This window comes from Streptomyces sp. NPDC048606 (genome assembly GCF_040650855.1).
Taxonomy (GTDB): domain Bacteria; phylum Actinomycetota; class Actinomycetes; order Streptomycetales; family Streptomycetaceae; genus Streptomyces.
Map to the genome: position 1 here is coordinate 1 of NZ_JBEZIB010000001.1, position 17,890 is coordinate 17,890.

10 protein-coding genes, 1 tRNA gene and 1 rRNA gene are annotated in these 17,890 nt (G+C 71.0%); 11 read left to right on the forward strand and 1 reads right to left on the reverse strand.

The window, feature by feature from the left end; genetic code table 11:
* Positions 1-137: 137 nt before the first annotated feature.
* From rrf to AB0D01_RS00015, 3 genes are all read left to right on the forward strand, one after another.
* Positions 138-254: ribosomal RNA gene (rrf, locus tag AB0D01_RS00005) — 5S ribosomal RNA — on the forward strand.
* Positions 255-259: 5 nt separating this feature from the next.
* Positions 260-332 (forward strand) — tRNA-Thr (locus tag AB0D01_RS00010).
* 96 nt (positions 333-428) lie between these two features.
* Positions 429-1,067, forward strand: coding sequence for a hypothetical protein (locus AB0D01_RS00015; protein ID WP_363052425.1), 639 nt, complete (start codon positions 429-431; stop codon positions 1,065-1,067).
* A gap of 18 nt (positions 1,068-1,085) precedes the next feature.
* Here AB0D01_RS00015 and AB0D01_RS00020 read toward each other — a convergent pair whose 3' ends face one another.
* Positions 1,086-3,611 carry a SpoIIE family protein phosphatase gene (locus tag AB0D01_RS00020; protein ID WP_363052427.1) on the reverse strand — a complete coding sequence of 842 codons (2,526 nt, stop codon included), beginning with the start codon at positions 3,609-3,611 and terminating at the stop codon, positions 1,086-1,088.
* Positions 3,612-3,839: 228 nt separating this feature from the next.
* Here AB0D01_RS00020 and AB0D01_RS00025 point away from each other — a divergent pair, with 228 nt between their 5' ends.
* From AB0D01_RS00025 to AB0D01_RS00060, 8 genes are all read left to right on the forward strand, one after another.
* Complete coding sequence (locus AB0D01_RS00025; RefSeq protein WP_363052429.1) at positions 3,840-9,365, forward strand: HAMP domain-containing protein; 5,526 nt, start codon at positions 3,840-3,842, stop codon at positions 9,363-9,365.
* A gap of 230 nt (positions 9,366-9,595) precedes the next feature.
* A complete protein-coding gene (locus tag AB0D01_RS00030) occupies positions 9,596-10,276 on the forward strand; it encodes a response regulator (RefSeq protein WP_363052431.1) in 681 nt (226 codons plus the stop codon).
* Between the two features lie 193 nt (positions 10,277-10,469).
* Positions 10,470-13,310, forward strand: coding sequence for a DNA translocase FtsK (locus AB0D01_RS00035; RefSeq protein WP_363052433.1), 2,841 nt, complete (start codon positions 10,470-10,472; stop codon positions 13,308-13,310).
* A gap of 273 nt (positions 13,311-13,583) precedes the next feature.
* Complete coding sequence (locus AB0D01_RS00040; protein WP_363052435.1) at positions 13,584-14,498, forward strand: RodZ domain-containing protein; 915 nt, start codon at positions 13,584-13,586, stop codon at positions 14,496-14,498.
* 125 nt (positions 14,499-14,623) lie between these two features.
* On the forward strand, positions 14,624-16,123 hold the full coding sequence (gene rimO, locus AB0D01_RS00045) for a 30S ribosomal protein S12 methylthiotransferase RimO (RefSeq protein WP_363052437.1): 1,500 nt from the start codon (positions 14,624-14,626) through the stop codon (positions 16,121-16,123).
* On the forward strand, positions 16,120-16,776 hold the full coding sequence (gene pgsA, locus AB0D01_RS00050; RefSeq protein ID WP_363052438.1) for a CDP-diacylglycerol--glycerol-3-phosphate 3-phosphatidyltransferase: 657 nt from the start codon (positions 16,120-16,122) through the stop codon (positions 16,774-16,776). Before rimO ends, pgsA begins: the two co-directional genes overlap by 4 nt.
* A gap of 50 nt (positions 16,777-16,826) precedes the next feature.
* Positions 16,827-17,333, forward strand: a complete 507-nt coding sequence (locus AB0D01_RS00055) for a CinA family protein (protein WP_363053032.1) — start codon at positions 16,827-16,829, stop codon at positions 17,331-17,333.
* A 109-nt stretch (positions 17,334-17,442) separates the two neighbouring features.
* On the forward strand, positions 17,443-17,823 hold the full coding sequence (locus AB0D01_RS00060) for a helix-turn-helix transcriptional regulator (protein ID WP_007266936.1): 381 nt from the start codon (positions 17,443-17,445) through the stop codon (positions 17,821-17,823).
* Positions 17,824-17,890: the final 67 nt, after the last annotated feature.

Sequence of the window (17,890 nt, forward strand, 5' to 3'; positions counted from 1 at the left end):
CAGATGTGGAAGCCCGGTAACGGGTGGAGCTGACTGGTACTAATAGGCCGAGGGCTTGTCCTCAGTTGCTCGCGTCCACTGTGTTAGTTCTGAAGTAACGAACCGTGTCATTGCCCGGTTGGTCAACTTCATAGTGTTTCGGTGGTCATAGCGTTAGGGAAACGCCCGGTTACATTTCGAACCCGGAAGCTAAGCCTTTCAGCGCCGATGGTACTGCAGGGGGGACCCTGTGGGAGAGTAGGACGCCGCCGAACAACCCGCCCTTTTAGCTCAGTCGGTAGAGCGTCTCCATGGTAAGGAGAAGGTCAACGGTTCGATTCCGTTAAAGGGCTCTGACTTGACAAAAAGGCCCCCGCCAACAGGCGGGGGCCTTTTTTGCGTTCTAGCCTCGTTCCCGGTGCGACGCCATCGAAGGGGAGGACGAGGGAATGCAGCGACGGGAAGAGGCCGAGGCCGAGTTCGACAGGGCCTGGAACGACGCCCGCCACACGCGGGTGGAGTTGCCGGCCGTGGACGTGAACCGCGTGCTCGCGGAGCGGTACGCGACCGAGCATCCGGTGCTCCTGACACGGGTCTCGCTCTGGGACATGGAAGTACGGAAGGCCGGCGATCCCGCGTCCTTCATCCCGTACGTCGTGGAGGAGGGGACCGCGGAGGCCTGGGTGCCGGGGCGGTCGGGCGGGGCGTTGGGCGACCGGTTCGTCAGGAAGTCGAGCCAGAAGCTCTGGCGCGACCCCGAGCGGTACGGGCTCGTGCTTGAGGAGGTGTGGCTCGACCACGAACGACAGGTCGTCACCTTCCTCGGGCGGGCGGAACTTCCCGACGCGCGGGGCGGCCTGCTGAAGGCGGACACGGGGCAGCCGCTGTTCCACGTCCAGCACGGGGTGGCGGGTACCGAGGAGCGGCCGACGAACACCTGGCGGATCGTTCTGCTGACCGCCGAGGCCGACGAAGAACTCCTGGACGTCTTCCGGGCGATGGCGGCCGACCCGTGGCTCCCCGGATTCGTGGAGAACTACGTGCGCGACGTGCTCGGCGTCGAGCCGACCCGTCGGGACACCGCCTGAAGGACGGCGCGGGACCCCTTACGTGGCCTCGCGCTGGTGGGGGACGCGGAAGGCGAGGATGGCCATGTCGTCCGAGGCGGGCTCGGCCGCGAAGCGCTCCACGGCGCGCAGGACGCGGGAGGCGACGGCGCCGGCGGTCAGGCCCGTACAGGTCGTGAGGACCTCGGCCAGGCCGTCGTCGCCGAGCATGCGGCTGCCCTCGCGGCGTTCGGTGACCCCGTCGGTGACGCACAGCAGGACGTCGCCCGGGTCCAGGGTGAGGGTCTGCTCGTAGAGGTCGAGGTCGTCGATCACGCCGAGCAGGGGCTGCGGCTCCGCGTACGGGGTGACCTCGCCGTCCGGGCGCAGGCGCAGCGGGAGGGGGTGGCCGGCGCAGACGACCTTCATCAGGGCGCCGCCGTCGGGCTGGGGGTGCAGCTCGCCGTAGAGGAGGGTGAGGAAGCGGCTGCGGGCGCCCTCGTCGAGGATCGCCGCGTTCAGCCGCTCCAGGACCGCGGGGCCGCCGAGGCCCTCGCGGGCCAGGAGGCGCAGGGCGTGGCGGGCGAGGCCCGTGACCGCGGCCGCTTCGGGGCCGGTGCCGCAGACGTCGCCGATGGCGAAGCCGTACGCGCCGTCGCGGATCGGGAAGACGTCGTAGAAGTCGCCTCCGACCTCGTTGCCCTCGCCGGCCGCGCGGTAGATGACCTCGACCTCCATGCCGGGGATCGCGGGGGAGCCGGGCGGCAGCAGGCTGCGCTGGAGCGAGCGGCTGATCGCGGTGCGCTCGGAGTAGAGGCGGGCGTTGTCCAGGGCGAGTGCGGCCCGGCGGGAGAGGTCGTCGGCCAGTTCGAGGATCTCCTGGCGGAAGTGCTCCTCGTGGGGGCGGCCGAGGGTGAGCATGCCGATGACCCGGTTGCGGGCCAGCAGCGGCAGGACCACCGTGTCCCCGCCGACGGCGGAGGTGGCGGCGGGCCAGGGGCGGGCGCCCGCCTCGCGGACCGGTTCGGGCGGATCCACCTGTGCCAGGAGGGCCTTCAGGCCGTCGATGCGTTCCTCGTCCTCGTGGAGGACGTAGGCGAGGTAGGGGTCGGAGGCCTGGTCGGCGATGGTGTAGACGGCGCACCAGGTGGCCAGGGTGGGGACGGTCATCTGGGCCATGAGGGCCAGGGTCTGGTCCCGGTCGAGGGTGCCGGCCAGCAGGTCGGAGGCCTCGACGAGGAAGGAGAGGGAGCCGCGGCGCAGCCGTTCCAGCTCGCCGAGGCGGGCGGACTCGACGGCGAGGGCGATGCGGTCCGCGGCGAACTGGAGGCGCAGGGCGTCCTCGTTGTCGTAGAGGCCGGGGCCTTCCGCGGCGACGCCGAGGGAGCCCGTGAGGCGGCCCTCGACCTTGAGGGGGACGGTGATCACCGAGCGCATGCCGGTGGACTCCAGGAGCGGGATGGCTCCGGGGACGGCCGTGAGGTCGTCGTGGACGGCGGGCATGCGGGCGGAGCCGTAGCGGGCGGTGCCGGCCTCGACGGGGACGCGGGCGAAGCGCTGGCGGGTGGAGGGCAGGCCGGTCGTGGCCCGGACCTCCAGTTCCGTCTCGTCGTCGGTGGCCAGCAGGAGGAAGGCGGCGTCCGCGTCGAGCATGTCGCGGGCCCGCTCCACCGTGCGCTGGAGGAGGCCGTCGAGGTCGTCGGGGGCGGGGGAGCCGATGAAGACCTCGAAGGGGTCCGCGGGGCGGGGCTCGGAGTGCGGGGAGCCGTCGGAGGAGGCGAGGCGTACGGGGCTCTGGAGCAGGGCGCGCTCGTCGTCGTGGACGAGGAGGCAGACGGTGGACGGTTCGCCGTGGGCGTCGCGGACGCGCAGGTGGGAGGCGTAGACGGGGATCACGCGGCCGTCGGCGCCGCGGATGCCGTAGCTGCCCTCCCAGCGGGACAGGCGCAGGGCCTCGGCGATTCCGGTGCCGGTGCCGGGGGTCTGGGGCCAGGCGGCCAGTTCGGCGAGCGGGCGGCCGACGACCTTCTCGGCGGGGTAGCCGAAGATGTTCTCGGCGTCGTCGTTCCAGGCGCGGATCTGGTCGGCGGCGTCGATCTGGAGGACGGCGACCCGGACCCGGCTCTCGGCCAGGGGCAGGAAGCTGTCCGGGACGACGGGCCCCGCCGAGCGGGTACCGACCGGCCGGTCCGGCAGGTCGAGGCGGAACCACACGTGCTTCTGCGTGGCGGTGTACTCGACGCCCCAGCGGGTGGCGAGGGCGGCGCACAGCATCAGGCCGCGGCCGCTCTCGCGGTCGGCGTCGGCGTACGGGCGCCGGCCGGGCGGCTGGAGGGGGAGCTCGCGCTCGGGGTAGCGGTCGGCGACCTCGACGCGTACGCCGTCCTCGGCGCGCAGGCACAGGACCTCGGCGCGGGTGCCGGCGTGGACGACGGCGTTCGTGACGAGCTCGCTGGTGAGCACCACGGCGTCGTCGACGATGTCGGCGAAGCCCCAGCCGTGCAGGGTGTCGCGGACGAACGCGCGGGCGGCGGCGACCGAGCGCCCTTGAGGGTCGAAACTGGCAGCCGCCCGTGCCGTGATCACGAGTCTCCTTCGACGCGGTTGGACATCGGATGCCAGGTTACTTACCTTCGCGGGCGCCAGGAGGCCGTCGTACGGGATTCCACCCGCAGGGTGCGGCCCGTGTGCGATGGTGCCGAAGTGTTATGGCCGTGTTCGGCCGGGGTGAAACACTGGGCAGGCTTGAAGAGCCGGGATCTGGATATTCGGATGTCCGGTGGAACAGCGGTCGACCCTTTCGGGAGGGACACGGTGGAGTCTGGCGCGGCGGTGCGTCGTACGGGAACGCGCCCGAAGGGCGGACGCGCCCGGAGGAACGGGACGACGGAGGTCGATACCGCCGCTCTGAACCGGTTGCTCACGGCACTGGTGTCGATGCGGGACGGGAACTTCCGCAAGCGGCTGACGGTGTCCGGCGAGGGCGTGATGGCGGAGATCGCCGCCGTCTACAACGAGGTCGCCGACCGCAACCTCCACCTGACCGGGGAACTGTCCCGGGTCCGGCGGACGGTGGGCCGTGAGGGCAAGCTGAGCGAGCGGCTGGAGACGGGGGCCTGCGAGGGGTCCTGGGCGGCGGCGATCGACGCCTCGAACCAGCTCGTGGACGATCTCGCCCGGCCGGTGTCCGAGGTGGGCCGGGTGCTGTCGGCGGTGGCCGAGGGCGACCTCGACCAGCGGATGGACCTGCGGACGAAGACTCCGGACGGGGTGGGGCACCCGCTGCGCGGGGAGTTCCTGAAGGTCGGGCGTACGGTCAACAACCTGGTCGACCAGCTGTCCGCGTTCACCGACGAGGTGACGCGGGTCGCGCTGGAGGTCGGTACCGAGGGCAAGCTCGGCGGTCAGGCCCAGGTGCGCGGGATGTCCGGTTCGTGGAAGGACCTGACCGACTCCGTCAACACGATGGCGTACCGGCTCACCGCCCAGGTGCGTGACATCGCCCTCGTGACGACGGCGGTGGCCAAGGGCGATCTGTCGCGCAAGGTCACGGTGCACGTGGCCGGCGAGATGCTCCAGCTGAAGAACACCGTGAACACGATGGTGGACCAGCTGTCCTCGTTCTCCTCCGAGGTGACGCGGGTGGCCCGCGAGGTGGGTACCGAGGGGGAGCTGGGCGGCCAGGCGAAGGTGCCCGGGGTCGCGGGCGTGTGGAAGGACCTGACCGACTCCGTCAACACGATGGCGGGCAACCTGACCGCCCAGGTGCGCGGGATCGCGCAGGTGACGACGGCGGTCGCGAACGGTGACCTGTCGCAGAAGGTGCGGGTGAGCGCGCGCGGCGAGGTGGCGCAGCTCGCCGAGACGATCAACCAGATGACCGAGACGCTGCGGACCTTCGCGGACGAGGTCACGCGCGTGGCCAGTGAGGTCGGGGCGAAGGGTCTGCTCGGCGGTCAGGCGCAGGTGCCGGGGGCGGCGGGGACGTGGAAGGACCTCACCGACTCGGTGAACACGGTCTTCCGCAACCTCACGACGCAGGTGCGCGACATCGCGCAGGTGACGACGGCGGTCGCGAACGGCGATCTGTCGCAGAAGGTCACCGTCGACGTGGCCGGCGAGATGCTGGAGCTGAAGAACACCGTCAACACGATGGTGGACCAGCTCCAGTCCTTCGGTTCCGAAGTGACCCGGGTGGCCCGTGAGGTTGGTGTCGAGGGCGAGCTCGGCGGTCAGGCGCAGGTGCCGGGTGCGGCGGGGACGTGGAAGGACCTCACCGACTCGGTGAACACCGCCTTCCGCAACCTGACGGGGCAGGTGCGCAACATCGCGCAGGTGACGACGGCGGTCGCGAACGGCGATCTGTCGCAGAAGGTCACCGTCGACGTCTCGGGCGAGATGCTCCAGCTGAAGAACACCGTGAACACGATGGTGGACCAGCTGTCGTCGTTCGCCGACCAGGTCACGCGGATGGCGCGGGACGTGGGTACGGAGGGCCGGCTGGGCGGTCAGGCCCGGGTGGAGGGGGTGTCGGGCACCTGGAAGGAGCTGACGGACTCCGTCAACTTCATGGCGGGGAACCTGACCTCGCAGGTGCGCCAGATCGCGCAGGTGACGACGGCGGTGGCGCGCGGTGACCTGTCGCAGAAGATCGACGTGGACGCGCGCGGCGAGATCCTGGAGCTGAAGAACACCATCAACACGATGGTCGACCAGCTGTCGGCGTTCGCGGAGCAGGTGACCCGGGTCGCCCGGGACGTGGGTACGGAGGGTCGGCTCGGCGGTCAGGCGCAGGTGCCGGGCGTCGCCGGGGTGTGGCGCGACCTGACCGACTCGGTGAACGGCATGGCGGGGAACCTGACCTCGCAGGTCCGCAACATCGCGCAGGTCGCGACGGCGGTGGCGCGCGGTGACCTGTCGCAGAAGATCGACGTGGACGCGCGCGGCGAGATCCTGGAGCTGAAGAACACCCTCAACACGATGGTCGACCAGCTCTCGAACTTCGCGGAGCAGGTGACGCGGGTGGCCCGTGAGGTGGGCACCGAGGGCATCCTGGGCGGTCAGGCCGAGGTGAAGGGGGTCTCGGGGACCTGGAAGGACCTCACCCAGTCCGTCAACTTCATGGCGAACAACCTGACCTCGCAGGTGCGCAACATCGCGGAGGTGACCACGGCGGTCGCCACCGGCGACCTGTCGAAGAAGATCACCGTCGACGCCAAGGGCGAGATCCTCGAACTGGTCACCACCGTGAACACGATGGTCGACCAGCTGTCGTCCTTCGCGGAGCAGGTGACGCGGGTGGCGCGCGAGGTGGGCTCCGAGGGCATCCTGGGCGGTCAGGCGCGGGTGCGCGGGGTGACCGGCATCTGGAAGGACCTGACCGACAACGTCAACCTGATGGCGAACAACCTGACCTCGCAGGTGCGCAACATCTCGCAGGTGTCGGCGGCCGTCGCCAACGGCGATCTGACGAAGAAGGTCACCGTCGAGGCGCGCGGCGAGGTCGCGCAGCTCGCCGACACGGTGAACACGATGGTCAAGACGCTGTCGTCGTTCGCGGACGAGGTCACGCGCGTGGCGCGTGAGGTGGGTACGGAGGGCCGGCTGGGCGGTCAGGCGCACGTGCCGGGGGTCTCGGGCACGTGGAAGGACCTCACGGACTCGGTGAACTTCATGGCCTCCAACCTCACCGGTCAGGTGCGGCAGATCGCCATGGTCACGACCGCCATCGCCAAGGGCGACATGACCAAGAAGATCGACATCGACGCGCGCGGCGAGATCCTGGAACTGAAGACGACGATCAACACGATGGTCGACCAGCTGTCGTCGTTCGCCGACCAGGTGACGCGGGTGGCCCGGGAGGTGGGCACCGAGGGCATCCTCGGCGGTCAGGCCCGGGTCCGCGACGTCGACGGGACCTGGCGCGACCTCACCGAGTCGGTGAACGAGATGGCCGGGAACCTCACCCGTCAGGTGCGGGCGATCGCGGCCGTGGCGACGGCGGTCACCCGGGGCGACCTGAGCCTGAAGGTCGACGTGGACGCGGCCGGTGAGATCCAGGTGCTCCAGGACAACATCAACACGATGATCGTGAACCTGCGCGACACCACCTTGGCCAACAAGGAGCAGGACTGGCTCAAGGGCAACCTCGCCCGGATCTCCGCGCTCATGCAGGGGCGCCGGGAGCTGGACGACGTGGCCTCGCTGATCATGAGCGAGCTGACCCCGGTGGTCGCGGCGCAGCACGGTGCCTTCTTCCTGGCGCTGCCCACGGGCGGCGGTGCCGAGATCGGGGCGGAGGGGGCCGGGGAGGGCTCGTACGAGCTGCGGATGCGCGGGAGCTACGCGTACGCCGGTAGCCAGATGCCCATCTCGTTCCGGCCGGGCGAGGGGCTGATCGGGACGGTCGCCGAGGAGAAGCGGACCATCCTGGTGGAGAACACCCCGCCCGGCTACCTGAAGATCTCCTCGGGGTTGGGCGAGGCGCCGCCGGCGCACGTGATCGTCCTGCCGGTGCTGTTCGAGGGGAAGACGTTGGGCGTCATCGAGCTGGCCTCCTTCCAGCCGTTCACGCAGATCCAGAAGGACTTCCTCAGCCAGATCGCCGAGATGATCGGGACGAGCGTCAACACGATCTCCGTCAACTCCAAGACGGAGGTGCTCCTCAAGCAGTCGCAGGAGATGACCGAGCAGCTGCGCGAGCGGTCGGACGAGTTGGAGAACCGGCAGAAGGCACTCCAGGCCGCCAACGCGGAGCTGGAGGAGAAGGCCGAGCTGCTGGCCCAGCAGAACCGGGACATCGAGGTGAAGAACACCGAGATCGAGGAGGCCCGCCAGGTCCTGGAGGAGCGGGCGGAGCAGCTCGCGGTCTCGATGCGCTACAAGAGCGAGTTCCTGGCGAACATGTCGCACGAGCTGCGCACGCCGCTCAACTCGCTGCTGATCCTGGCCAAGCTGCTCGCCGACAACGCCGACGAGAACCTGTCGCCGAAGCAGGTGGAGTTCGCCGAGACCATCCACGGCGCGGGTTCCGACCTGCTCCAGCTGATCAACGACATCCTCGACCTGTCGAAGGTCGAGGCCGGGAAGATGGACGTCTCGCCGACCCGGATCGCGCTGGTGCAGCTGGTCGACTACGTGGAGGCCACCTTCCGGCCGTTGACCGCGGAGAAGGGCCTCGACTTCTCGGTACGGGTCTCCCCGGAGCTGCCGGCCACCCTGCACACCGACGAGCAGCGGCTCCTGCAGGTGCTGCGCAACCTGCTGTCGAACGCGGTGAAGTTCACCGACAACGGGGCGGTGGAGCTGGTCATCCGCCCGGCCGGCGGCGACGTGCCGACGGCGATCCGGGAGCAGTTGCTGGAGGCCGGTTCGCTGCGCGACGCGGACGCGGACCTGATCGCCTTCTCGGTGACGGACACCGGCATCGGGATCGCCGAGAGCAAGATGCTGGTGATCTTCGAGGCGTTCAAGCAGGCCGACGGGACCACGAGCCGCAAGTACGGCGGCACCGGCCTCGGGCTGTCCATCAGCCGGGAGATCGCCCGGCTGCTGGGCGGGGAGATCCACGCGGCCAGCGAGCCCGGCCGGGGGTCGACGTTCACGCTGTACCTGCCGCTGCACCCCAGCGAGCTGCCGCCGCAGGGGTACGCGCCGCCCACCCCGGGCGGGGCGCGCGGGGAGTACCGCAGGGCGGTCGAGGAGGCGGGGGAGCGGATGCCGGAGCTGCCGGCCGCTTCGGCCGAGCTGCCCGTCGCGGGAGCGTTCTCCCGCGACGCCGCGCCGGTGCGGCCGGCGCTGCCGGTGGCGGAGTCCGGGGGGCAGGGTTCGTCGGCGCTGTTCCGGCGGCGCCGCAAGCCGGTGCCCGCCGCGCTGCCGCGCACCGAGGTGCCGGGGCAGTCGGACGGCGAGGCGTGGGAGGCGCAGGAGCCCTTGCCGACGCCGCCGCGGAACTACGACTTCCACGGTGAGCGGGTGTTGATCGTGGACGACGACGTGCGCAACGTCTTCGCGCTGACGAGCGTGCTGGAGCAGCACGGGCTGGCCGTCCTCTACGCCGAGAACGGGCGGGAGGGCATCGAGGTCCTGGAGCAGCACGACGACGTGGCGGTGGTCCTGATGGACATCATGATGCCGGAGATGGACGGGTACGCCACGACTTCGGCGATCCGGCGGATGCCGCAGTTCGCGGGGCTGCCGATCATCGCGCTGACGGCGAAGGCGATGAAGGGCGACCGGGAGAAGGCCATCGACTCCGGGGCCTCCGACTACGTCACCAAGCCCGTGGAGCCCGACTACCTGCTGTCGGTGATGGAAGGGCACATGCGCGGGGACGGATGACGGGTTCGTGAAGACGGGAGGGCGCGGGGGAACCTTCCGCCCTCCCGTCACGTTTCCGCTTCGTGCACAGTGACATCTTGGTGACAGGGTGTGGCGATCTCGGGACTGGGGCTACGATGACCGGCACAAGGACGGACGGCTCAAGGATGCCGTCCTCTGGGGCGGGGCCCGGCGCACAGGCCGGAGCCAGGAGCCGGGGAGGCCCCATGCCGGGGCGAGGAGGACAGGGCATGGTGCAGAAGGCCAAGATCCTCCTGGTCGACGACCGGCCGGAGAATCTGCTGGCGCTGGAGGCCATCCTCTCCGCGCTCGATCAGACACTGGTCCGGGCGTCGTCGGGGGAGGAAGCGCTCAAGGCGCTGCTGACGGACGATTTCGCGGTCATCCTGCTGGATGTCCAGATGCCGGGAATGGACGGGTTCGAGACGGCCGCGCACATCAAGCGGCGCGAGCGCACCCGGGACATCCCGATCATCTTCCTCACCGCGATCAACCACGGTCCCCACCACACCTTCCGCGGGTACGCGGCGGGCGCGGTGGACTACATCTCGAAGCCGTTCGACCCGTGGGTGCTGCGCGCCAAGGTCTCGGTCTTCGTGGAGCTGTACACGAAGAACTGCCAGCTGAGGGAGCAGGCGGCGCTGCTGCGCCTGCAACTGGAGGGCGGCGGGTCCAACGGTGACGGCAGCAAGGAGACGGCCGGCCTGCTGGCCGAGCTCTCCGCGCGGCTCGCGGCGGTGGAGGAGCAGGCGGAGGCGCTGACCAAGCAGCTCGGCGAGGACTCGGCCGAGGCCGCGGTGGTGGCGACGGCCGCCCATCTGGAGCGCAAGCTGACGGGGCTGCGGCGGGCGTTGGACGCGCTGGAGCCGGGTACCGGCGGGGTCGCGCCGGTGTTGCCCGCGCAGGGCTGAGCGGCGGTCTTCCCCTGGGGCGCGCGGCCGGGGTCGCGCCGTGCGCGACCCCGCGAACGGGCGCCGGCCGGGATCCGTCTGGGCGGGCGTCAGGTCTGGTGCGGCGTCAAAGCGCGTACGTACGGGGCGACACGAACGGGTGAAGGGGTGGGCACGCGTGTCCACCGGCGTGCGCACCGGTAACCTCGGCCCCATGGCCTCAAGTACGTCCGGCAAGGGTTCCCCGAGCACCGCCGGCGCCGCGAAGGGCCGCACCGGCCGTACGACGGCGCCGGCCAAGAAGGCTGCTCCCGCCCGCAAGCCGCCCGCGAAGAAGGCCGCGGCGGCCAAGCGTCCCCCGGTCAAGAAGGTCGCCGCCAAACCGGCGCCGTCCCCGACCGGGGGCGTGCTGCGGTTGGTGCGCGCCTGTTGGCTCGGCATCGCGCACGCCGTCGGCGCGGTCCTGCGCGGTGTCGGTCGCGGTGCCAAGAACCTGGACCCGGCCCACCGCAAGGACGGCGTCGCGCTGCTGCTGCTGGCGCTCGCGCTGATCGTCGCCGCCGGCACCTGGTCGAACCTCAGCGGGCCCGTCGGGGACCTGGTGACGATGCTGGTCACCGGCGCCTTCGGCCGCCTCGACCTGCTCGTGCCGATCCTGCTCGCCGTCATGGCGGCACGTTTCATCCGCCACCCCGAGCAGACGGACGCCAACGGCCGCATCGGCGTCGGCCTGTCCGCCCTGGTGGTCGGGGTCCTCGGGCTCGTGCACATCGCCTGCGGGGCGCCGGGCCGCGACGAGGGCACCACCGCCATGCAGAACGCGGGCGGGCTCATCGGCTGGGGCGCCTCCAAGCCGCTCATCTTCACCATGGGCGCCCCGCTGGCGGTGCCCATGCTGGTGCTGCTCACGCTGTTCGGGGTGCTCGTGGTCACCGCGACCCCGGTCAACGCCATCCCGCAGCGCCTGCGGAAGCTGGGCATCCGCCTGGGGATCATCGCGCCGAACGAGTACGACGAGGGGTACGGGGAGCCCGAGGGCGCCGGCCGGGACCGCCAGGACCGCCACGACGCCGAACAGTGGCGCGCCCGTACCGGGGCGCCGGGCGCGCCGGAGGACCCGGTCGACGCCGCCGAGGAGGCCGCGTTGGCCCGTCGGCGCCGGCCGCGGCGCGGCGCCGGGCGGCCGGGGGAGCGCGAGATGGACGCCGTCGACGTGGCCGCTGCGGCCGCCGCCGCGCTGGACGGGGCCGTCTACGGAGGACTGCCGCCGTCCGCGCTGGTCGCCGACCTCACCCAGGGCATCTCCGGCGAGCACGACAGCGTGGAGATCACCGCCCCCGTGCCGCCCGCGCGGGCGGAGGTCCCGCCCGTGCCCACCGCGCCCCCCACCGCGCCCCCCGTGCCCACCGCGCCCCCCACCGTGGCGGCCGGTCCGCCCCCCGGCGGCGCCGAGGACTCCGACGCGCCGCACGAGCGGACCGCCGCGGTGTCCGGGACGCTGTCGGTGCCCGACCTGACGAAGACGCCGCCGCCGGCCCAGCCGCTGCCGCCGCGCGCCGAGCAGCTCCAGCTGCGCGGGGACATCACGTACGCGCTGCCCTCGCTGGACCTGCTGGAGAAGGGCGGGCCCGGCAAGACCCGCAGCGCCGCGAACGACGCGGTCGTCGCCTCGCTGACGAACGTCTTCACCGAGTTCAAGGTCGACGCGCAGGTCACCGGCTTCACCCGGGGGCCGACGGTCACCCGCTACGAGGTCACGCTCGGCGCGGCGGTCAAGGTCGAGCGGATCACGGCGCTGGCGAAGAACATCGCCTACGCCGTGGCCTCCCCGGACGTGCGCATCATCAGCCCGATCCCGGGCAAGTCGGCCGTCGGCATCGAGATCCCGAACACCGACCGCGAGATGGTCAACCTGGGTGACGTCCTGCGCCTCGCGGACGCCGCCGAGGACGACCACCCGATGCTGGTCGCGCTCGGCAAGGACGTCGAGGGCGGCTACGTCATGGCCAACCTCGCGAAGATGCCGCACGTCCTGGTCGCGGGCGCCACCGGTTCCGGCAAGTCCTCCTGCATCAACTGCCTGATCACCTCGATCATGGTGCGGGCCACCCCGGAGGAGGTGCGGATGGTGCTGGTCGACCCCAAGCGGGTCGAGCTGACCGCCTACGAGGGCATTCCGCACCTGATCACGCCGATCATCACCAACCCGAAGCGGGCCGCCGAGGCCCTGCAGTGGGTGGTCAAGGAGATGGACCTCCGCTACGACGACCTGGCCGCCTTCGGCTTCCGGCACATCGACGACTTCAACCAGGCCATCCGGGACGGCAAGATCACCCTGCCGCCGGGCAGCGAGCGCGAGCTCAACCCGTACCCGTACCTGCTGGTGATCGTCGACGAGCTCGCGGACCTGATGATGGTCGCCCCGCGCGACGTGGAGGACTCGATCGTCCGCATCACCCAGCTGGCCCGCGCGGCCGGCATCCACCTGGTGCTCGCCACCCAGCGGCCCTCGGTGGACGTGGTGACCGGCCTGATCAAGGCGAACGTGCCCTCGCGGCTCGCCTTCGCGACCTCCTCGCTCGCCGACAGCCGCGTCATCCTGGACCAGCCCGGCGCGGAGAAGCTGATCGGCAAGGGTGACGGGCTGTTCCTGCCGATGGGCGCGAACAAGCCGATCCGCCTCCAGGGCGCCTTCGTCACCGAGGAGGAGGTCCAGGCGGTCGTCGGGCACTGCAAGGAGCAGATGACGCCCGTCTTCCGGGACGACGTGACCGTCGGGCAGAAGCAGAAGAAGGAGATCGACGAGGAGATCGGCGACGACCTCGACCTGCTGTGCCAGGCGGCGGAGCTGGTGGTCTCCACCCAGTTCGGCTCCACCTCGATGCTCCAGCGCAAGCTGCGGGTGGGCTTCGCCAAGGCCGGGCGGTTGATGGACCTCATGGAGTCGCGGGGGGTCGTCGGCCCGAGCGAGGGTTCGAAGGCGCGCGACGTACTGGTCAAGCCGGACGAACTGGACGGGGTGCTCGCGGTGATCCGGGGCGAGGGCCCGGCGTAGGGCCGGGGCGGGGGGCTCGCGCGGGGGCGGGGGCGACGGCGGGGGACCGCGGGGGGAACAGGGACCGGACGGCGCCCGCCGGGCTCACTCGACCGTATGGGATCCGCGGGCAACCGTTTCCCTTGGGCGTGCGTCAAGTTGAGGGAGGCAGCCGCGGGTGTTCCCGAAGCCATTCGGATGGCGTAGGGAGCGGACCCTCCGGTTGCCCCACCCTTTCGTCACCCCCCTAGACTGGTAATCCAGCAGGTGGCTACACGCTCGAAAGGCGCCCACGTGTCCATCGGCAACGCCAACTCCCCCGAAGAAGAGCGGCCTTCGACCGACGACCGGTCCGAGGACCGCCTCGTCAAGCCCCCCGCCGAGGAACCGTCCATCGGGACGGTCCTCAAGAAGGCCCGGATCGCCGCCGGGCTCACCGTCGACGAGGTCAGTTCCACCACCCGCGTGCGCATCCCGATCGTGCACGCGATCGAGGAGGACGACTTCACGCGGTGCGGTGGCGACGTCTACGCCCGAGGCCACATCCGAACCCTCGCCCGCGCCGTGAACATCGATCCGACACCCCTGATCGAGAGCTACGACGCGGCCCACGGCGGTCGGCCGGCACCCACCCCCGCCGCGCCGATGTTCGACGCCGAGCGCATCCGTCCCGAACGGCAGCGACCCAACTGGACCGCCGCCATGGTCGCCGCCATCGTCGCCGTGATCGGCTTCGTGGGCTTCACGGCCTTCGGCGGCGGCGACGACGGCGGCAAGCGGCCCGTGGCGGAAGGTTCCGCCGCCGCCCGACCCGCCGGAAAGCCGGCCACGCAGCCCCAGCAGCCCGCGGGGAAGCCGGCCGACACCACCGGGCAGACCCCCCGGGCACCCAAGCCCGAGCCCTCGGACAGCGCCATCGCGGCGGCTCCCAAGGACCTCGTCACGGTCGTCCTGACGGCCGACACCGGCGAGAGCTGGATTTCCGCGAAGGACCACAGCGGCCGACTGCTGTTCGACGGCACCCTCGCGCAGGGCGAGTCGAAGACGTTCACCGACAAGGAGTCCGTCGACCTCGTACTCGGCGACGCCGGGGCCGTCAAGCTGTTCGTGAACGGCAAGGAGATCAAGGACGACTTCCAGCCGGGACAGGTCGAACGTCTCACCTACACGAGGAACGACCCGGCCGAAGGCCAGGCCCAGGCGGGCTGACCAGCACGGAACAAGAAATTCCAGATCCCCGGGATCCCGCGCGGCACCGGCCGCCGGCCCCGGGGATCTTGCTGTCGGGGGATGTGAGGCGGGGGTCGGCGCCGGGACGAAGTAGTCTTGAGTCCATGCCCGAACGCCGTACCGTCGCCCTTGTCACTCTTGGCTGCGCCCGTAACGAGGTGGACTCGGAGGAGCTCGCAGGCCGCTTGGCGGCGGATGGCTGGGAGCTCGTCGAGGACGCCTCCGACGCGGATGTGGCCGTCGTCAACACCTGTGGCTTCGTCGAAGCCGCCAAGAAGGACTCCGTAGACGCCCTGCTGGAAGCCAACGATCTCAAGGATCACGGCAGGACCCAGGCCGTCGTCGCCGTCGGCTGCATGGCCGAGCGCTACGGCAAGGAACTCGCCGAAGCGCTCCCCGAAGCCGACGGAGTCCTCGGTTTCGACGACTACGCCGACATCTCCAACCGCCTCCAGACCATCCTCAACGGTGGCAGCGTCGAGGCCCACACCCCGCGCGACCGCCGCAAGCTGCTGCCGATCAGCCCCGCCGAGCGCCAGAGCGCCGACGTGTCCCTGCCCGGCCACGCGCAGGCGCCCGCCGAGGAGCCCGCCCCCGCGCCCGCCGACCTCCCCGACGGCCTCGCGCCCGCCTCCGGGCCGCGCGCGCCCCTGCGCCGCCGGCTGGACAAGAGCCCGGTCGCCTCGGTCAAGCTCGCCTCCGGCTGCGACCGCCGCTGCTCCTTCTGCGCCATCCCGTCCTTCCGCGGTTCCTTCATCTCGCGCCGCCCCAGCGACGTGCTGGGCGAGACGCGCTGGCTCGCCGAGCAGGGCGTCAAGGAGGTCATGCTGGTCTCCGAGAACAACACCTCGTACGGCAAGGACCTCGGCGACATCCGCCTGCTGGAGACCCTGCTGCCGGAGCTCGCCGCCGTGGACGGCATCGAGCGCGTCCGCGTCAGCTACCTCCAGCCCGCCGAGATGCGCCCCGGCCTGATCGACGTACTGACCTCGACGCCCAAGGTCGTCCCGTACTTCGACCTGTCCTTCCAGCACTCGGCCCCCGACGTGCTGCGCGCCATGCGCCGCTTCGGTGACACCGACCGCTTCCTGGAACTGCTGGACACCATCCGTTCCAAGGCCCCGCAGGCCGGCGTCCGCTCCAACTTCATCGTCGGCTTCCCCGGCGAGACCGAGGCGGACTTCGCCGAGCTGGAGCGTTTCCTCACCCACGCGCGGCTCGACGCCATCGGCGTCTTCGGCTACTCCGACGAGGACGGCACCGAGGCCGTCACCTACGAGAACAAGCTCGACGAGGACACGATCGCCGAGCGCCTGGCCCACATGCAGCGCCTCGCCGAGGAACTGACCTCGCAGCGCGCCGAGGAGCGGATCGGGGAGACCCTGGAGGTCCTCGTCGAGTCCGTGGAGTCCCTGGACGAGGACGGCGAGGGCGCCTACGGCCGCGCCGCCCACCAGGCACCCGAAACCGACGGCCAGGTCGTCTTCACCGACGGCACGGGCCTGGTCCCGGGGCGTATCGTCACGGCAAAGGTGGTCGGCACCCTCGGTGTGGACCTCGTGGCCGAGCCCCTGGGCGTGGATCTTGAGGAGGCGGCCGGATGACCGGAGTCCCGGCATCTGCGGCGGGCGGGACCGGCCGCCGGCCCGTACCCGGCGCGAAGCTCGGGGCTGCGGCCGTCAACCAGGCCAGCCTGTGGAACATCGCCAACATCCTCACGATGATCCGGCTCGTGCTCGTGCCGGGATTCGTCCTGCTGCTGCTCGCCGACGGGGGATACGACCCCGTCTGGCGGGCGCTGGCGTGGGCGGCCTTCGCCGTCGCCATGATCACGGACATCTTCGACGGGCACCTCGCCCGGACGTACAACCTGGTCACCGACTTCGGGAAGATCGCCGACCCCATCGCCGACAAGGCGATCATGGGGTCGGCGCTCGTCTGCCTGTCGTGGCTCGGTGAGCTGCCCTGGTGGGTGACCGGGGTGATCCTCGGCCGGGAGCTCGGCATCACGCTGATGCGCTTCTGGGTGATCCGCTACGGCGTGATCCCCGCCAGCCGGGGCGGGAAACTCAAGACCCTCGCCCAGGGGACGGCCGTGGGCATGTACGTGCTCGCCCTGACCGGGCCGCTGGCGACCCTGCGGTTCTGGGTGATGGCGGTGGCCGTCGTGCTGACCGTCGTGACGGGCCTGGACTACGTACGGCAGGCCATCGTGCTGCGCCGGGCCGGATTGGCCGCGGAGCGGGCCGAGAGGTGACATACGGGGCGGGGGAGTCGCCGGACGCCGCGCTCGCGGCGGAAGCCGGCGTGCGGGTGGCCGAAGAGGTCCTGCGGCTGCTCGCGCAGAGTGACCAGACCCTCGCGGTGGCGGAGTCCCTGACCGGCGGGATGGTGGCCGCCGAGCTCACGTCGGTGCCCGGGGCCTCGCGCTCCTTCCGCGGCTCGGTCACCGCCTACGCCACCGAGCTGAAGCACCGGGTGCTCGGGGTGGACGCGGAACTGCTGGCGGCGCACGGCGCGGTGAACGCGCAGGTCGCGCAGGAGATGGCCGTCGGGGTACGGCGTGCGCTGGGCGCTTCGTGGGGGATCGCGACGACGGGAGTGGCCGGTCCCGACCCCCAGGACGGGCAGCCGGTGGGCACCGTTTTCGTCGCCGTCGCGGGCCCGTCGGGCAGGAAAACGGTCCGTCTGTGGTTGAACGGCTCCCGTGCGGAAATCCGTAGGGAGAGTGCACGCACAGTGCTCGAACTTCTCTCGAGCGAACTCCGCGAGAATCTGCGGGGGCAGGATACGGAACAGAACGGGGGGATTTGATGTTTGCAGCCCTGAGTGAACACGACATCGCTCCCCGCACGGCCGCGGCGCGAGGCGGTACGGTGGGGCGTGAAGGTTACGGCTACACGGTCAGAGGAGGGAGCCACCGATGATTCTGCTCCGTCGCCTGCTGGGTGACGTGCTGCGTCGGCAGCGCCAGCGCCAGGGCCGTACTCTGCGCGAAGTCTCCTCGTCCGCCCGAGTTTCTCTCGGCTATCTCTCCGAGGTGGAGCGGGGGCAGAAGGAGGCGTCCTCCGAGCTGCTCTCCGCGATCTGCGACGCGTTGGACGTACGGATGTCCGAGCTGATGCGCGAAGTCAGCGACGAGCTGTCGCTGGCGGAGCTTGCGCAGTCGGCCGCTGCAAGCGAACCGGTGCCGGCACCGGTGCGCCCGATGCTCAATTCCGTCTCCGTGGCCTCGGTCACGGGCGGACCCGAACGGGTGACCATCAAGGCACCCGTGGAAGCGGTGAACGTCGTAGCCGCTTGAGTGCACACGTGAGCGTGTGAGCGTGGTGAGGGCCCCGGACGGTGCGTGAAGCACCGGCCGGGGCCCT